Raw genomic sequence first — 18,000 nt, 5'->3', positions numbered from 1 at the left:
TTGTATGATACCACTCACAAAAATCAGTCGGCCGGTTTGTTAGCATCGCTGTCACTTTCACCATGACGGCTTGCTGGCAAGCCAACCTGACAGAGGATCATCATGAATCTGACCAGTCTTACCGGCCCCCATCTCATCACGCTGCAAACCCGGTTTGCCGATCGGGATGCGGCCATTCATGCCCTGGCTGATCGGCTCGATCAGGCCGGCAAGCTGCACGACAAGGCCGCCTTTCTGGCTGCGGTCATGGCCCGCGAGGCGCAGGGCCCCACCGCCCTTGGCGAAGGGCTGGCGGTACCCCACGGCAAGTGCGATGCGGTGCGTGAAGCAGCCTTTGCCGTCGCGACCCTGAGCGAGGAGCTGGGCTGGGAGGGGATCGACGGCCCCGAGCCGGTCAACCTGATCTTCATGCTGGCGATCCCAACCGATCAGGCGGGCTCCACCCATATGCAGCTGCTCACCACCCTCACCACTGCTCTGGTGGATGACGATACCCGCGAGGCGGTGCTGGCGGCTCAAAGTGCCGAGCAACTGATGGCGCTGCTTGATGGTGAAGGGGATAGCGGCAAGCAACCAGCAAAAGAATACAACCTAGATACAAATCAACCCACTGTGGTCTGTGTCACCGCCTGCCCGGCGGGGATCGCCCACACCTATATGGCTGCCGAGTATCTGGAAAAGGCGGGGCGCAAGCTGGGCATTCGGGTACTGGTCGAGAAGCAGGGTGCCAACGGCATCGAGGATCGCCTGCCGCAAGAAGCGCTCGATGCTGCCGTGGCCTGCATCTTCGCCGCAGAGGTGGCCATCAAGGAGCAGGAGCGTTTCGCTGGCATCCCCCGGATCGAGACGCCGGTGGCCGAGCCCATCCGCCATGCCGAGCGGATACTCAATGATGCGCTGGAAGCGGCCAAGGCCGGGCGCACCGCCCCGACGCCCAACCCCAGCCAGAGCGACGCGCAGACCGGCAAGAAGGTGAGCCTCAAGACCGAGCTCAAGCAGGCGCTGCTGAGCGGTATCTCCTTCGCCGTGCCGCTGATCGTGGCAGGCGGTACCGTGCTCGCCGTCTCTGTGCTGTTGGCCCAGATCTTCGGCCTGCAACATCTTTTTGATACCGAGAACTCCTGGCTCTGGATGTACCGTAAGCTGGGCGGCGGCATGCTGGGCACCCTGATGGTACCGGTGCTGGCGGCCTATACCGCCTATTCGCTGGCAGACAAACCGGCGCTGGGCCCGGGCTTTGCGGCGGGACTGGCCGCCAACATGATTGGCTCCGGCTTTCTCGGCGGCGTGGTCGGCGGCCTGATCGCCGGTTACCTGATGCGCTGGGTCAAGCAGCATGTGCGCCTGAGCCCCAACTTCAACGGCTTTCTTACCTTTTACCTCTATCCGGTGATCGGCACCCTGGTGGCGGGCAGCCTGATGCTGTTTGTCATCGGCCAGCCGGTAGCCTGGCTCAACAACAGCCTCACCGAGTGGCTCAACGGCCTCTCCGGCACCAATGCGCTGGTACTGGGCGCCCTGCTCGGCTTTATGTGCTCGTTTGACCTGGGTGGCCCGGTCAACAAGGCGGCCTACGCCTTCTGCCTCGGCGCCATGGCCAACGGGGTTTACGGCCCCTACGCCATCTTCGGCGCGGTCAAGATGGTCTCGGCCTTTACCGTCACTGCCTCCACCCTGCTGGCGCCACGCCTGTTCCAGACCTTCGAGATCGAGACCGGCAAGTCCACCTGGCTGCTGGGGCTGGCGGGGATCACCGAGGGCGCCATTCCGATGGCCATCGAAGATCCGATCCGGGTGATCGGCTCCTTCCTCGCAGGCTCGGTGGTCACCGGCGCCATGGTGGGAGCCATGGGGATTGGTCTCTCCACCCCGGGGGCTGGCATCTTCTCCCTCTTCCTGCTCCACGATGGCGGCCACGGTGCCCTGATGGCTGCCGCCGTCTGGCTCGGTGCAGCGCTGGTGGGCACCCTTATCTCCACTGTGGTGCTGATCGGCTGGCGCCGTCACGCCATGCAGCGCGGCACCTATCAGGTGGTCACCGCAGAGTAAGGCTCATCTTCACCACCACTTTTTCAACAGACTATTTTTCCGCACGGCAGGCAAAGGCCGCCGTGCGTCAGCAAAGGATCATTGTCATGACAGTTTCACGAGTTCACATCACGCCGCACATGCACTGGGATCGGGAGTGGTACTTCACCACCGAGGAGTCCCGCATCCTGCTGGTCAACAACATGGCGGAGATCCTGGCGCGGCTTGAATCCGACCCCGACTACAAGTTCTATGTGCTGGACGGCCAGACCGCAGTGCTGGAGGATTACTTCGCCATCCAGCCCGAGAACAAGGCCCGGGTGAAGGCGCTGGTGGAAGCGGGTAAGCTCATCATCGGCCCCTGGTACACCCAGACCGACACCATGCAGGTGAGCGGCGAGTCCATCCTGCGCAATCTGCTCTACGGGATGCGCGACTGCCTGAGCCTTGGCGAGCCGATGAAGATCGGTTATCTGCCCGACTCGTTCGGCATGTCCTCCCAACTGCCCCACATCTTCAACGGCTTCGGGATCGAGCGGGCCATGTTCTGGCGCGGCTGCTCCGAGCGCCACGGCACCGACAAGACCGAGTTCCTCTGGCAAAGCAACGATGGCAGCGAGGTGACCGCCCAGGTACTGCCGCTCGGCTACGCCATCGGCAAGTACCTGCCGGAAGACGAGGCGGGCCTGCGCAAGCGGCTCGAATCCTATTTCGAGGTGCTGGAGAAGGCCTCGGTGACCCAGGATATCCTGCTGCCCAACGGCCACGACCAGATGCCGCTGCAACAGAACATCTTCGCCATCATCGACAAGCTGCGTGAGATCTACCCCCAGCGTGAATTTCACATGAGCCGCTTCGAGCAGGTCTTCGAGCGCATCGAGGCGTGCCGCGATCAGCTGGCCACCCTCAAAGGGGAGTTCAACGACGGCAAATACATGCGGGTACACCGCACCATCTCCTCCACCCGGATGGACATCAAGCTGGCCCATGCCGCCATCGAGAACAAGATCGTCAACATCCTCGAGCCGCTGGCAAGCATCGCCTGGGCGCTCGGCTTTGAGTACCACCACGGGCTTTTGGAGAAGATGTGGAAGGAGATCATGAAGAACCACGCCCATGACAGCATCGGCTGCTGCTGCAGCGACAAGGTGCATCAGGAGGTGATGACCCGCTTCATTCTGGCCGACGACATGGCCGAGAACCTGATCCGCTTCTACATGCGCAAGATTGTCGACAACATGCCGGTGGCGTTGTGTGAAGACGGGGTACAGGTGGCCGACAAGCTCTGCCTGTTCAACCTGATGCCCTTCCCCCGTCAGGAGGTGATCAATACCAGCATCCGCATTCGCGCCCAATCCTTTGCCCTGAGCGATGAGGCGGGCCAGCCGGTCCCCTACTTCATCCGCGCCAGACGCGAGATTGACCCGGGACTGGTAGACAGACAGATCGTGCACTACGGCAACTACGACCCCTTTATGGAGTACGACATCCAGCTCTGCCATCCGCTGCCGGCCATGGGCTACTGCACCCTCCATATTGAGGGCAACCAGCCGGGAGTGGAGCAGCCGGTGACGGCCAGCGGCGAGCTGCTGGAGAACGATTTTTACCGCATCGCCCTCAACGACAACGGCACCTTGCAGATCCTGGACAAGCTGCGCGGCACTCGCTTTGATCAGGTGCTCACGCTGGAAGAGGGCTCCGATGATGGCGACGAATATGACTACTCGCCATCGCGGGACGAGTGGCTGCGTTACTCCACCGAGTTTGCGGTGACCCGTGAGGTCACCCATCAGGCGTGGCAGAGCATCGCCACCCTCAAGCTTCGCATGGCCTTGCCTGCCAACCTCGCCGAGCGGGCCAGCCGCCAGTGCAGCGGCCACCTTGATGTCACCTGCCGCATCACGCTTGCACATCAGAGTCCGCGCATCGACATCGAACTGGAGCTCGACAATCAGGTCGATGATCACCGGGTGCGGGTGCTGATCCCCACCCCCTTCCCGAGCGACACAGTGGTCTCCGACAACCAGTTTGGCTGCATTACCCGCCCCACCCGCGACAGCGCCATGGCGAACTGGGAGGCTGAAGGGTGGAAAGAGGCCCCCATTCCGGTCTGGCAGCTGATGAACTTCGTCGCCCTGCAAGATGGCAAGCAGGGGCTGGCGGTGCTGAGCGATGGCCTGCGCGAGTTTGAAGTGATCGGCGAACAGTGCGACACCCTGGCACTCACCCTGCTGCGCGGGGTCGGCGTACTCGGTAAAGAGGAGCTGTTGCTGCGCCCGGGTCGCCCCTCCGGCATCAAGCTGCCGACCCCGGACTCTCAGGTGCGCGGCAAGCTCAGCTGCCGTTTCAGCCTGCTGGCGTTTGCCGGCGATCACATCAGCGCCAACGTGATGCAGGCGGCACGCAGCTATCTCACTCCGGTGCGTTGCTACAACAAGATCCCGTTCGATGCCATGAAGCTCAACAAGGCAAGCTTCACCACCCCGCTCCACTTCAGCCTGCTCACCATGGACCCCTCCGGTCCGGTGCTGAGCGCCCTGAAAAAGGCAGAGGATGAAGAGGCGCTGGTGATCCGGGTCTACAACCCGAGCGAGCAGGCGCGGCTGGAGGGTGGCAAAGTGAGCTGCAAACACGCCCTGAACGACTGGCAAGCGGTGCGGATGGACGAGCAGCCCTTGCCCCTTGAACTGGCCGCTGGCGAATTTGGCGAGCTGGCGCCGTGCCACTCCCGCAGCGTACGCTTTCGGGTGGCTCGCGGCTAACCGCCGGTAACCCCCACAGCTAGCAACAGGCGGGGAAGAGTCATCCCCTCCCCGCCTGTTTATCCCTTCAAGCTGGCCTGCCCCGCTTGATAAAGGCATAAAAAAATCCCCGCCGATTGGCGGGGATTTTTTTATTGGGTTCTGCTTCATCCCGCGAGCGGGAGAGCACGCTTAGCTGGCCTTGCGCAGGATCTGCTCAAGGTAGTCGGCGAAGCGGTGACCGTGATGCTCCAGCAGTTTCGGGAACATGGAGATGGAGGTCATACCCGGGAAGGTATTGATTTCATTCAGCAGGATCTCCCCCTCCTCAGTCAGGAAGAAGTCGATGCGCGAGAGATGGGTCAGTTTCAGCTGACGGAACGCCTTGAGGGCATACTCGTGGATCGCATCGGCCTGCACCTGGGTCAACCCCTCGGCACGCAGTGCAGTCTCGGTATGGCTGGCGCTGCTGTACTTCTCTTCATAGGTGTAGAACTTGTCCTGCGGCACGCAGATCTCGCCCGGATAAGTCGCCACCAGCTCGTCACCATACTGGTAAACCGCCACTTCCAGCTCGCGCGGCTTGACCGCCTTCTCGATCAGAACCTGTTCGGAGTAACCGAAGGCGTCGGCAATGCCCTTTACCAGATCCGCTTCGTTGCTGGCGGAGTAGCAGCCAACGGAAGAACCCTGGGAGGCCGCCTTGATAAAGACCTTTCCCCACTTGGCCAGCGCAGCTTTGGCCTCGGCCAGCGCCGCCTCATTTTGCTCAGTCAGGAACAGGTACGGGGTGTTGGGAATGCCGATGGCGGAGAGCCACAGCTTGGTGCTGATCTTGTTGAAGCAGATCTTGCTCGCCTCGGCATCGCAACCGAGATAAGGCAATCCGGCCAGCTCGAGGAAGGATTGCAGATCGCCGGTCTCACCCGGGTAGCCGTGGATGCAGGGCACCACGTAATCCACCGGACGGGCCACGCTGTCAAACGAGAGCAGCTTGTCGAGCCCCAGCTTGCACTCGCGGCCATCGGCACTGAGCCAGCGATCGGCGAACATCTCGACGCGGGTCACTTCGACACCGGGCAGAAGGCCCAGTTGTTGCTCGAGGAAATTGGCGCTGCGCAGAGAAACCTCGTGCTCGGAGCCACCGCCGCCGCACAGCAGCAAGACATGCATGTTCTTCATTAGATGTGATCCCTTGGGAAAAGCGGCCTCGTCATGACCATTTGATAAGCCAACCACCATAAAAACCGGACGAAGCCAGATACGAACATAAGTGCGCGCCAGTGTAGCAAGGGAGATCAACCCTTGTCAGCTGATGGGAGACCCATGACCCCACTTCTTGCAGTGAAAAGTCTCCCCTGTGTCAAAATCGGGACACATTGCCCCTCAGCGCGGAGGATCGACCCTTCCCATGCCGTTGCCATTGACCCGAAACCAACCGGCAATGCTGTAGCGCTCGCGATTGGCAGGCAGCACCTCATGGGGAAACTCCTCGGAGAGAAACATGACCAGCCGCCCCCCCTTGGGGCTGACATCCATCAGAAACAGCTCCTTGTCGTCATACATGCGCAGCACTCCACCCGCTTCGGGCAGCCAGTCGTTGTTGAGGTAAAACACGGTGGTAAGACGGCGGTTGGAGCGACCGGCAAAGGCATCCCGATGGGTAGCGTAAAAATCCCCGCTGCGATAGCGGGCGAAGTGGGCCTCGTAGTCGAACAATCCCAGCATCAGCATCCGGTTGGCGGCAAGACGCAGGGACTCCATCCGGGCGAGGTAGTCAGCCACCGGCGCACCGAGGGAGGGCTCCAGCCAGTGGATCTGGTCACGGCGAATGTCGGGATTGCCCTGGTGCAGGGCGTCACGGCCGATCCCGGCCGGTTGCCATTCGCTTGGCAAACAGGCTTTGAGGGCATCCACCTCGGTGGCGGTCAAAAAATCATCCACTATCACCCATCCCCAGGTGTAAATGGCATCCATGGCAGCTTGATAGTCCAAGATTGGCTCACAATGAGTAGAAAGAGGGCGCTTTGTAGCGACTTACCGGCAAAGTCACAAACCGGTTTGCTTCTCTTGAGAAGTCCCAACATCAATACGCGAGTTGCTGACCGCCGCCCCGCATTTTTGTCGCCAGTTGTGATCCCGCGCTGCCATGGAGCGTATTGGCTGTCGAAACTGTGATGGCCCTTGCAATCAAGGGGACGGATCCTTGCTCTCACCTTGCCGTTAAAAGAGCCAACCGATACCGTAGCCACATCACCATCATGTCGTTAGGCTGGCGCTCATCGCCACAACCGACCTGACACCCCACGGATAACCACGAGAAGGATCTGCTTATGCCTCTGCCCGACCTTATTTTGCAACAACTGGATGGAAGCCCCTACCCGCTGACTCAACTGGCGGGCAAGGTGGTACTGGTGGTCAATGTGGCTAGCCGATGTGGCTTTACTCCTCAATACGAGGGGCTGGAAGCCCTCTATCGCGAGCTGGGGCCAGAGGGGTTGGTGATCCTGGGCTTCCCCTGCAACCAGTTCGGCAATCAGGAGCCGGGGGATGCGGACGAGATCGCTCGCTTCTGCTCTCTCGATTATCCGGTCAGCTTCCCCATCATGGCCAAGTGCGATGTCAACGGTGAACAGGCCCACCCCCTCTATCAATGGCTCAAGAAAGAGCAACCGGGGCTGCTGGGGCTCGAAAACGTCAAGTGGAACTTCACCAAGTTCCTGATCGACCGTGATGGCAAGGTGGTTGACCGCTTTGCTCCCACCACCAAGCCGGAGAGTCTGGTCACCCCCATCCGCGACCTACTCTGATTGCTTTTCGCGATACAAAAGAGCGGCCGGTACAACAGCTACTGCGCAGCGGCCGCTCTTTTGCTATATTACGCCCCCGTTATCATTTCCATATCGTGGCTGGCCCCAATACGCTGGCTGCCCGTTGAGCCAAAGGCTCATCTCAGGAGTTTCTCTCGAACATGTCATTCAACGAACTGGGTCTGTCCCCGCACATCCTGCGGGCCGTCAAGGAGCTGGGTTACGAACAGCCAACCCCCATCCAGCAGCAAGCCATTCCGGCTATTCTGGCTGGTCAGGATGTGCTCGGCGGTGCCCAGACAGGCACAGGCAAAACGGCCGGTTTCACCCTGCCGATGTTGCAGCGTCTGCTGGCCAACCATGGCCGCGGCCGACGTCAGGTGCGCGCCCTGGTGCTCACCCCGACCCGCGAACTGGCGGCACAGGTGGGCGAGAGCATCATAAAGTATGCCCACCACCTGCCGTTCAAGACTCTGATCGCCTATGGCGGTGTCAGCATCAAGCCCAATCTGGACGCCATCAAGCTGGGGGTGGACATTCTGGTCGCCACCCCGGGCCGTCTGCTGGATCTGCTGACCCAGGGCGCCCTGACCCTGAGCCAGCTGGAAGTGCTGGTGCTGGATGAAGCGGATCGCATGCTCGACATGGGATTTATCGTCGACATCCGCCGCATCATGAAGGCGCTGCCTGCAGAGCGGCAAACCCTGCTCTTCTCTGCCACCTTCTCAAACGACATCAAGGCGCTGGCGGATGACCTGCTGAACGACCCCACCCTGATCGAGGTGGACCCCAGCAATACTGCCGCCGAGCAGGTGACCCAGCGCATCATTCAGGTGGATCGGGAACGCCGCCGCGAGCTGCTCTCCCACATGATTGGCCGTGGCAACTGGCAGCGGGTGCTGGTGTTTGTTCGCACCAAGCAGATCGCCGACCGCCTCGCCCAGCAGATGCAAAAAGATGGCCTCAATACCGTGGCGATCCACGGTGACAAGAGCCAGGGTGCCCGCAACCGGGCGCTGGCCGATTTTCGCAGTGGCGAGGTGCGAGTGCTGGTAGCGACCGATATCGCCGCCCGCGGTCTCGATATCGATCAACTGCCCTACGTGATCAACTTTGAACTGCCCCAGATGGCGGAGGATTACATCCACCGTATCGGCCGTACCGGCCGCGCCGGTCGTGGCGGTGAGGCCATCTCGCTGGTCAGTCAGGACGAGCTGGGTCAGCTCAAGGCGATCGAAGCCCTGATCGGCCAATCCCTGTCCGTGGAGATCCTGGAAGGGTATGAGCCAAGTGGCAAGCCGAGTCGCCAGACTCTGCCGGGCAGCAAGCCGGTGCAGAACCCGCCTCGGGCTCGCGGTCATGCCAACGCCAAGAGCAGCAATGCCAAGGGCAAGCCAGCCGCGGGCAAGGGCAAAGCCAAAGGTGACGCCAGCCAAAATCCCGCCCAGTCTCCTCAAAACAAGTCCCGCAAGCGCGAAGTGGTGGGCGAGGATATCGGCTTTGCGCCGATGCGCCGCTTGCCCAAAGCAATGCGCGACAGCTATCAGGAGAGCAGCGACGAGTAAGCTCGCGCGACGCTGACTGCCAAGCCAAAAGAGGGAGCCTGCAAGGTTCCCTCTTTCGTTATGGATCGCTCGGAGCCATGCAAGTGCTCCGTGCAAATGCTCCGCTCGGGCTCAAACCAGCGAATGGCGTACCCCGGCAGTACCATGGCTGGGCGGCGCTGAACCATCGAGCGGATTGAGCTGCAGGAACTCGAACAAGCCAGCCTGCATATTGACGTTCCAGAAGCGTCCGGCGAGGGTGAGTTGCAACCGTGCGTTCTCGATCTCGGCCAGCCCGTGCTGCTGCCAGGCGGCAAAAAGCGGCATCAGATGGGTCAGCAAAGGCGTTGGCAGACGATCCAGCGCCAGCACGCCACTGTCGAGGGCGCCACGCAGCAGACCGTCCATCCTTGCATTGGGATTGCGCCCCATCACCATCCCGGGCGCCCGCTTGCCGCTGGCCAGCGCATCGTGCCAGGGGGCCAGATCCCGTCCATACATCAAGCCATGGCCAAGAATGTTGCCTCCTGCACCGGCGCCAAAGGGGAGGATCTCCGCACCGCGCTTGGCCATCTGGTTATAACGACTCTGCTCGGCCGGACTGCGCCGCCAGTGACTGCAAGAGAGGCGCTCCCAGCCGTGGGCTTCCAGTTGCGCCCCGCCATAGGCATACATGGCCGCCCGCTGCTGGCCATCGGCGAGCCAATCCAGGGTGCCCTTCTCCTGCGCCCGCTCCAGATTGGTGCCCTGCATGGCGATGAGCTGGTAGAGATCGACCCCGTGTACACCGCTCGCCATCACATCGCGGATATCCTGCTGCCACACGGCATCATCCTGACCGGGCAGACCAAAGATGAGATCCGCCACGATCACAGCCGCATCATCCCGGGTCAGCTCACCCAGACGGGTCAGCAAGGTCTCCCTGTCATCGAAACGGGCCGCCTGCTGACGCACCCGGGTATCAAAGCTCTGCACCCCGAATGAGAAGCGGTTGAAGCCCCCCGCCAGCGCCACCTGCCATTTCTCATCATCAAAGCCGTTGAGCCGCCCCTCCAGCGTCACCTCGGCATCCGCCGCCAGAGGAAAACGGCGGATCACGGCGGCCAGCATGGCCAGCTCGTCGGCGCTCATGTCGGTCGGCGTACCGCCCCCCACATAGACGGCTGAAAATGGCATGCTCTGCGCCAGCGGGGTGTCAGCCGCCTGCGCAAGGGAGGCGCACAAGGCGTTGACATAGCGGTTGATCCGCGCCGGATTGGCGCCATTTTCAAAGAAATTGCAGAAGCTGCAGCGCTTGCGGCAAAACGGAATATGGATGTAGAGGGCGCGCTCCTCAGCTTCACTCTCTCGCTGCCACCAGCTCTGCCAGCCAGCCTCATCCAGCGGGAAGGGGCGCATCCCTCCCCGACTGGCGTGGGCCGAGGTCTTGGCGCTAAAGGCAAACTTGAGGGGATCCGGCGAGGAGATACCGGTCATGGAAGGGGTCAGATTCATGGTGGTCACTATTTAGCAAATAATGACAATGATAACGATTATCGTTACTGGCATTTTGTTCTGGATCAACCCGCAGAGCCGTGCAGCTCGTCGAAGTCATTTTGGCAACCAGCATTACCGATCCGCTTAACAGATTATTTACTAAAGAGCGGTTATGGTGTGCCGATAGAGAACCATCATTCTTGCTCTCCTCGCCTACGCTCAGATGAAGCTGGAACAGATAAAACACAACAACGCATGGAACGCCCCGACTATGCATAACCTCTCCCTGAACTGGAAAATCTTTCTCCCTCTTGCGCTGGTCATCAGCACCACCTTTGGCCTCAGCTTCGAGCTCTCTGCCTGGCTGCAACGGGATCTCGCCATCCGGCTGGCAGAGGAGAAGGTTGAGAGCATGGCCAACACCTATATGGATCAGGTCAACGTGCTGATGATGACAGGTGGCATGGCCAACCGGCAGATAGTGCAGACCAAACTCAAGAGTGAAGCGGGCATTGTCGAGGCTCGTCTGATCCGCGCCCCGGCCGTCAGCAACCTGTTTGGCCCGGGTTTCCCGGACCAGAAAGCCCAGGACAGCTTCGACGAACGCGCCATCAATCAGGGGGAAACCATCCTGCAGCAACAGGGTAACCAGCTCACCCTGATCAAGCCATTCAAAGCCTACAAGGAGTATCGCGGTACCCAGTGCACCACCTGCCATCAAGTGCCTGAAGGCACTGTCATGGGAGCGGTGCGGATCAGTTACGATCTCAGCCATACCTTCGGCGAGATCCGCCACAACAACCTGATCCTGAGCGGCAGTCTGGCCCTTGTCTTCAGCCTCGGTTTCGGCCTGCTGTGGTGGGTATTGCAACGCTATGTAAAACACCCGCTGCGGCAACTGCAACGTACCATGCTCCAGATGGCCAAAGAGCGTAACCTCGCTATCCCCCTGCTCAACCAGAGTCAGGATGAGCTGGGCCAGATGACCCGTGCCGTCAATGAGATGGTGCAGGGCTTCAGGCACAGCCTGCAGGAAGTAGAAGGGGCGACCCATCAGCTCTATCAGGAGTCGAGCCAGATCCGTCAGGTGGCGACCCAGACAGAAAACTCGGCCCGTCAGCAAGAGTCGATGACCACTCAGGTTGCCGCCGCTGTAAGCGAGCTTGCGGCAAGCTCCCACGAAGTGCGCGAACATGCCCGCAAGAGCGCCGAGCTCTCCGCCCTCACCAATCAGGATGCCGCCAATACCAGCCGCCTCGCCCAGCACTCCATCATAGATATGGGCGAGATGTCGGCAGAAATTGATCGGGTGGATCAGGTGATCCAGCAACTCGATAGCCGCTGCCTCGCCGTTGACGGTGTGCTTGAGGTGATCAAGGGGATTGCCGATCAGACCAACCTGCTGGCCCTCAACGCCGCCATTGAAGCGGCCAGGGCCGGCGAGCAAGGCCGTGGCTTTGCGGTGGTAGCCGATGAAGTGCGGGCCCTCTCCAACCGTAGCCGTGCCGCCAGCGAGGAGATCTCCCAGATGATCGCCGCCCTGCAAAACGAGGCCCAAAGCGCCGTTGTGGTGATCGGGGATGCAAAAAGCAAAGCCGGTGAGAGCATCAGCAAGACAGAGGCGACCCTGGCGGCCATGCAAAACATCATTGGACGCATCGCCAGCATCAATGACCTCAACGCCCAGATGGCACAATCAGCAGAAGAGCAGGACAGGGTCTGCAGCGAAGTGGATCACGCGGTCAGCGACATTCGCAATACGTCCAATGACACTCTGGGTCAGGCCCATGCCGCCAACCTCGCCAGTATCCAGCTGGTCGAGCAGTGTCAAAAACTGGAGGCCTTGCTGAAAACCTACCGCTGGTAATCCAGCCAATGGCAACAAGCGCGCTCCCGAGTCGCGCTTGTTGCCGCAAACTACCCTTGATGGGCGGTGTCGAGCATTCATCAATCCTCTTCAGCACATAGCATGTGTGCTTCATCTCCCTTGGCAACATAGCCTCAACAGTCATCCCACCAGGGATCCAGCAAGGTGAGCTGCTGGCGGTCGAGATCGAGCGCTACCTCGATGCCCAGCGGCAGCGTCAGCATGGGGTGGGTATGGGCGCAGTCAAACTCCGCCAGAATGGAGAAGCTCGGCTCCCCCACCACCTCCAGCAGGATATCGAGGGGGCGCTTGCCGCTACCCTGATCGTTGAACAACTCGTGCTTGCCGAGGATAAGCGCGCCGATCCGATCAAACACCCCGCATAGCTTGAGGTGGGCAAAGGAGCGCTCCAGCGTCTCGGCAGATTTCAGGCTGTCCTCGAGCAGCAAAATGTCGCCGCACTCGATGGCTGGCATATAGGGAGAGCCCCAGATCCCCGCCATGGTGTTGAGGTTGCCGCCCATCAGCCGTCCCTCAACCCGGCCTGAGCCCACCGAGATCAGCCGATTGGGCTGGCACTGCTTGGCCCGGGTTTGGTTCTCCCAATCCAGCCGTTCATCGCTCCACTGCGCTGGCGTAGGCAGCGTGCAGGGGACGCCAGCTTCATCGGCCAATGCAATCTGCAAAAAACTGGCCAGCGTCTCATCCACCAGCGGCGGCAACTCGCCAAAGGAGGCCACCAGCGCCGGGCCATAAAAGGTAACCAGGCCAGTTTGAGCATGGATGCCGAGCAGCAGCGCCGTCACATCGGAGTAGCCGACGATGATCTTGGGGTCGCGCTTGAGCGCATCAAAATCGAGGTAAGGGAGCAGGGAGTTGGAGTTGCTGCCACCAATCACCGACATGATGCAGCGTACTTCTGGGTCGCGAATAAGGGCGTTGAGCTCCTCGGCCCGCGCGGCAATGGAGCCGGAGCGCCAGTGATCCTGCTGGCCGGTGAGGCTGCCCGCCTTGAGCCTAAAGCCCTGCCCCTCAAGAAAGGCTTTTGCGCGGGCAAAACGGTTGGGTGCCCAGGCGGTCGCCGCGCTGGAGGGGGAGTAAAAAGCGATGGTATCGCCACGTTGGAGCAGCGGGGGAACCAATAACGTCATGACACACTCATCCTTGCCAATATCCAGCCATCACAGAGTCGTTGAGACTCCTACACAATCCCTTTGATCACAACGGGTTTATCACCATCGTTTAGAAATACAAAACACTTGATTCATTATTAACAGATATTCTAAACACCATCCCCTTCCTAGAATGACCTCATTGCGATGGCCAACCCCGGTTGGTTGTCAGAATGGTCGGCCTGACAGCCCGGACATTCTCTTTCCCACTTTTTCTCTCTGACTTATCAATGAGGTGCCTGTCATGAACAAAAACGCATCCCCCAGCGCATTGGTTGTAGAAGGCGGTGCCATGCGCGGCATATTTGCCAGCGGCGTGCTGGATGCGTTTATCGAGCATGACTATCGCCCCTTTGACTTCGCCATCGGCGTCTCGGCGGGAGCTACCAACTTGCTGGCTTATCTCGCCAGCCAGCATGGCCGCAGCCACGAGATCCTGACCAAACTGGCGTGCAGCCAGCAGTTTATGGATCCCCTGCGCTTTGCCAAGGGGGGCAATCTGGTGGATATCCACTGGCTGTGGAACACCAGCTGTCGCAAGTATCCCCTCGACATTCACGCCTACCGGGAGACCGGCATCCCCTTCTATGCGGTGGTGACCAATACCCTGACCGGCAAGGCGGAGTACATCCGGGTAAAGCCGGAGAACATGAACGAGGTGCTGCCCGCCAGCTGCGCCATTCCCCTCGCCTCCCACGAATACCCGGAGGTACACGGGGTACCGATGACAGATGGGGGGGTGGCCGACTCCATCCCGGTGATCGAAGCCTACCGCCGCGGTGCCCGTCACCTGACGGTGATCCTCTCCGAGCCCCTTGGCTATCGGCTCAAGCCGATGCCTTTCCCCTGGATGATCCGTACCCTGCTCAAGACCCGCCCCGCGCTGGCACAGGCGCTGGAGCAGCGGGATCGCAGCTACAACGAGGCGCTCGATTTTATCGCCAATCCGCCGGAGGACTGCCAGATCGAGGTGATCGCCCCGGCTGACTACTTCCCCGTTTCCCGTTTTACCCGCGATATCAACAAGCTGGAGATGGGATACGTGATGGGCAAGTGCGCAGGCTATCAGGCCGCCCTGCTCAATTGATAAGGGTTTTACAGGCATGACCCGACCTGCCGCGACGCACGCGCCGCCAACACAATAACAATCGGGTCAGTTGAGCAACATGAGTCATAAAAACAGACCGTGGCGAGGCAAGCGCGGCCAGAACCGGTGCCAGACATCCTGACCGGCCCGCTCCTCATCCCTATGCCAGGGCATCTCACCCTCATACAAGGTGTTTATTTATGTCGTTTCTTCTCACCCATCCCGCGCTGGCGCAGCTGTTCGAGCGGCTGCTGCCCGATTACCGGATCATGGCGCCCGCGGCCGAATATCGGGGCGGCCGCTTCTCCGACACCGACAACGTCACCTACCACAGCATCCGCCATCCGGCCGAGCTGGTGTGGCAGGAGAAGTCCCACTTCTCCCCGAAAGAGGTGGTGCTCCCCATCACCCAGACCCTGTTCCACTTCGACAATCTGGAGCTGCGCGAATCAAAGGTGGAGGCCAAGCCCACCCTGCTGTTCTTGCGCAGCTGTGATATCCACGCTCTGCACAGGCTGGATCAGGTCTACCTGAAAAACGGCCAGAACAGCGACGTCTACTACGCCAGACTGTGCAGCAAGCTCAAGCTGGTACTGCTGGAGTGCCGCGAGAGCTTCGAGAACTGCTTCTGCGTCTCCATGGGCAGCAACGAGACCCAGGACTACGCCGCCGCCATTCGTCTGAGCGATGAGGGTGCCCGTATTGAGGTGAAGGATCCCGAGCTGCTCGGCTACTTTGCCGAACTGGGTGAATCCGATGACTTCACCCCGGAATTTGTCCAGAGCAACCCGGTCAAGGTACGCACCCCGGACAGCGTCTGTGACGACCCCCAGCGGATCCGCCAGATCCTCACAGCTCATCCGGTCTGGGCCGAGTACGACAGCCGCTGCATCGGCTGTGGCCGCTGCACCACCTCCTGCCCGACCTGCAGCTGCTATAGCGTGCACGACCTCACCTATGCGGAGAATCCCCAGCAGGGTGAGCGCCGTCGCCAATGGGCTAGCTGTATGGTGGATGGCTTCAGCGACATGGCCGGTGGCCACGGTTTTCGCGCCAAACATGGCGAGCGCCTGCGTTATCGCGCCCTGCACAAGGTCAACGACTACAAGGCCCGTCAGGGAGAGGAGCACATGTGCGTCGGCTGCGGCCGCTGCGACGATCGCTGCCCTCACTACATCTCCTTTAGCAACATCATCAACAAGATGGCCGATGTGGTCGAACAGACCATCGCAGCCGACAACGCGCAGGGGGCGAACTGATATGTGCCAGTGCCAGCAAACCGCAACAGCAGAACCGCAGCAGGACGTGGTCGAAAACCGCCTGCTGCCCAAGGCCTACACCATTCTGGCCATCGAGCGCCACACCGAGCTGGAGTGGAACTTTCGGGTCTCCCGCGACTTTGATGTCCACTACGGCCAGTTTGTGGAGATCTCCCTGCCCACCGTTGGCGAGGCGCCCATTTCGGTCTCCGACTATGGCGATGGCTATGTGGATCTGTTGATCCGCAAGGTCGGCAAGGTAACCGATGCGCTGTTTGCCCTCGATGTGGGCGACAAGGTGTGGATGCGCGGCGTCCACGGCAACGGCTATCCGCTGGAGACCTACCGCAACCAGCACCTCATCGTGGTGGCGGGCGGTACCGGCGTCGCCCCGGTCAAGGGGCTGCTGCGCCGCTTCAGCAAACATCCGGAAGAGGTGAAATCCCTCGACATGATCCTCGGCTTCAAGAACGAGCAGGCGGTGCTCTATCGCCACGAGATGCCGCTCTGGGCCGAGCAGCAGAACCTCATCGTCACCCTGGACGAGGGCAAGGAGAGCGAGCAGTTTCGCATTGGCCGGGTCACCGACTACATCGACCAGCTGGATCTCGCTGACAAGGAGGATATCCAGGTGATAGTGGTTGGCCCCCCCATCATGATCCGCTTCGTAGTGCTCGCCTTCCTCGAGCGGGGCATCCCCAAGGATCGCATCTGGGTCGACTACGAACGCCGCATGGCCTGCGCCGTGGGCAAATGCGGCCACTGCCGGATGGGCGACACCTATATCTGCGTGGATGGACCTGTCTTTCGTTTTGACCAGGCCCAGCATCTGATCGACTGAGGAAGAACACCATGAGTCTCGATATCGACATCATCAAGGCCCGCGCCAAGAACGAATACCGCCTCTCCAAGGTGCGCGGCGAAGCGATGATCAGCGTACGCATTCCCGGCGGGATCATGCCCGCCCACCTGCTGGCGGTGGCCCAGCAGATCGCTGAACAGTATGGCAACGGCCTGATCCACCTCACCACCCGCCAGAAGCTGGCGATGCCCGGCATCAAGTATCAGGACATGGACAAGGTCAACGCCGCCCTCGAACCCTTTATCAAGGAGATCGAGGTGGAGACCTGCGGCATCGAGGTAGAGGACACAACAGCCGGTTACCAGACCATCGGCGGACGCAACATCGTTGCCTGTCAGGGCAATACCATCTGCCAGAAGGGCAATATCGACTGCACCGGGCTGGCCCAGCGGATGGAGAAACACCTCTACCCCAACCCCTATCACCTCAAGATGGTGATCGCCGGCTGCCCCAACGACTGCGCCAAGGCCAACATGGCCGACTTCGGCATCCTCGGCATCGCCAAAATCCACTTCAATGCCGAGCGCTGCATCGGCTGCGGCGCATGCGTCAAGGCATGCAGCCACCACGCGGTGGATTGCCTCGCCATCAAGCATGGCAAGGCGGTCAAGGAGGAGAGCAAGTGCATCGGCTGTGGCGAGTGCGTGTTGGCCTGCCCGACCCTTGCCTGGCAGCGGGATCCCAAGCAGCTCTACATGGTCAAGCTGGGGGGACGCACCAGCAAGAAGACTCCCCGTACCGGCAAGCTTTTCCTCAACTGGGTCACCGAAGAGGTGCTGCACGCGGTGATCAAGAACCTTTTCGAGTTCGAGGCCGAGATGCTGGATGGCAAACCCATCTACCTGCACATGGGTCACCTTATCGACCGGGCCGGTTATCACAAGTTCAAGGAGCGGGTGCTGCGCGGCGTCACCCTCAACCCGGAAGCCATGGTCGCTGACCGCATCTTCTGGGCCGAAGATCAGTACGTCGCCAACATGCACGTCAAAGCGCTGCAATAGGAAAAACCTCGTTTGGGGAAGCGTGATCAAGTGGCCGACACCGGTGGGGATCTGTCGTTGGCCCGGGCGAAGATCACCCTTCCCCTTTTTTATTCCCGTCGGGGGATCTTTCCCCCAACCATCCGGGTACGTCACGGCGCACCCTGCTATCTC

General features: G+C 60.7%; 13 protein-coding genes. 9 read left to right on the top strand and 4 right to left on the bottom strand.

Annotated features, from left to right (window positions below):
• Positions 1-102: 102 nt before the first annotated feature.
• Both mngA and mngB read left to right on the top strand, forming a co-directional pair.
• Entirely contained in the window at positions 103-2,049 is a 1,947-nt protein-coding gene (mngA, locus tag G5287_RS14130; protein ID WP_421231477.1) for a PTS 2-O-a-mannosyl-D-glycerate transporter subunit IIABC, read from the top strand.
• Between the two features lie 86 nt (positions 2,050-2,135).
• On the top strand, positions 2,136-4,790 hold the full coding sequence (gene mngB / locus G5287_RS14125) for a mannosylglycerate hydrolase (protein ID WP_421231476.1): 2,655 nt from the start codon (positions 2,136-2,138) through the stop codon (positions 4,788-4,790).
• A gap of 171 nt (positions 4,791-4,961) precedes the next feature.
• Here mngB and G5287_RS14120 read toward each other — a convergent pair whose 3' ends face one another.
• Positions 4,962-5,951 (bottom strand): D-alanine--D-alanine ligase, encoded by a 990-nt coding sequence (locus G5287_RS14120; protein WP_421172197.1) that lies wholly within the window; start codon positions 5,949-5,951, stop codon positions 4,962-4,964.
• A gap of 204 nt (positions 5,952-6,155) precedes the next feature.
• Positions 6,156-6,764 carry a 2OG-Fe(II) oxygenase gene (locus G5287_RS14115; RefSeq protein WP_421231475.1) on the bottom strand — a complete coding sequence of 203 codons (609 nt, stop codon included), beginning with the start codon at positions 6,762-6,764 and terminating at the stop codon, positions 6,156-6,158.
• A 338-nt stretch (positions 6,765-7,102) separates the two neighbouring features.
• Between G5287_RS14115 and G5287_RS14110 the strand changes: the two genes are divergently transcribed.
• Complete coding sequence (locus G5287_RS14110; RefSeq protein WP_421231474.1) at positions 7,103-7,579, top strand: glutathione peroxidase; 477 nt, start codon at positions 7,103-7,105, stop codon at positions 7,577-7,579.
• Positions 7,580-7,740: 161 nt separating this feature from the next.
• Positions 7,741-9,144, top strand: coding sequence for a DEAD/DEAH box helicase (locus G5287_RS14105; protein ID WP_421231473.1), 1,404 nt, complete (start codon positions 7,741-7,743; stop codon positions 9,142-9,144).
• Between the two features lie 111 nt (positions 9,145-9,255).
• On the opposite strand, the gene hutW is transcribed toward G5287_RS14105, so the two are convergent.
• Positions 9,256-10,617 carry a heme anaerobic degradation radical SAM methyltransferase ChuW/HutW gene (gene hutW / locus G5287_RS14100; RefSeq protein WP_421231472.1) on the bottom strand — a complete coding sequence of 454 codons (1,362 nt, stop codon included), beginning with the start codon at positions 10,615-10,617 and terminating at the stop codon, positions 9,256-9,258.
• Positions 10,618-10,870: 253 nt separating this feature from the next.
• On the opposite strand from hutW, the gene G5287_RS14095 reads away from it, so the two are divergent.
• A complete protein-coding gene (locus G5287_RS14095; RefSeq protein ID WP_421231471.1) occupies positions 10,871-12,466 on the top strand; it encodes a methyl-accepting chemotaxis protein in 1,596 nt (531 codons plus the stop codon).
• A gap of 134 nt (positions 12,467-12,600) precedes the next feature.
• Here G5287_RS14095 and G5287_RS14090 read toward each other — a convergent pair whose 3' ends face one another.
• Entirely contained in the window at positions 12,601-13,617 is a 1,017-nt protein-coding gene (locus G5287_RS14090; protein ID WP_421231470.1) for a S66 family peptidase, read from the bottom strand.
• 265 nt (positions 13,618-13,882) lie between these two features.
• Here G5287_RS14090 and G5287_RS14085 point away from each other — a divergent pair, with 265 nt between their 5' ends.
• The 4 genes from G5287_RS14085 to asrC all read left to right on the top strand — a co-directional run bounded on the left by G5287_RS14085 (position 13,883) and on the right by asrC (position 17,847).
• Positions 13,883-14,725, top strand: a complete 843-nt coding sequence (locus G5287_RS14085) for a patatin-like phospholipase family protein (protein WP_005333746.1) — start codon at positions 13,883-13,885, stop codon at positions 14,723-14,725.
• Positions 14,726-14,925: 200 nt separating this feature from the next.
• The gene (gene asrA, locus G5287_RS14080) at positions 14,926-15,984 is read left to right on the top strand and encodes an anaerobic sulfite reductase subunit AsrA (RefSeq protein ID WP_421231469.1); all 1,059 of its coding nucleotides are present in this window, start codon (positions 14,926-14,928) and stop codon (positions 15,982-15,984) included.
• A 1-nt stretch (position 15,985) separates the two neighbouring features.
• The gene (gene asrB / locus G5287_RS14075; protein ID WP_021229668.1) at positions 15,986-16,825 is read left to right on the top strand and encodes an anaerobic sulfite reductase subunit AsrB; all 840 of its coding nucleotides are present in this window, start codon (positions 15,986-15,988) and stop codon (positions 16,823-16,825) included.
• 11 nt (positions 16,826-16,836) lie between these two features.
• Positions 16,837-17,847, top strand: a complete 1,011-nt coding sequence (asrC, locus tag G5287_RS14070; RefSeq protein WP_421231468.1) for a sulfite reductase subunit C — start codon at positions 16,837-16,839, stop codon at positions 17,845-17,847.
• Positions 17,848-18,000 lie beyond the last annotated feature (153 nt).

It is taken from the genome of Aeromonas sp. 603079 (assembly GCF_049172135.1).
GTDB classification, from domain to species: Bacteria; Pseudomonadota; Gammaproteobacteria; order Enterobacterales; family Aeromonadaceae; genus Aeromonas; species Aeromonas veronii.
Note: the sequence above shows the minus strand (reverse complement) of the source record. Positions and strands in the feature narration are given on the sequence as shown.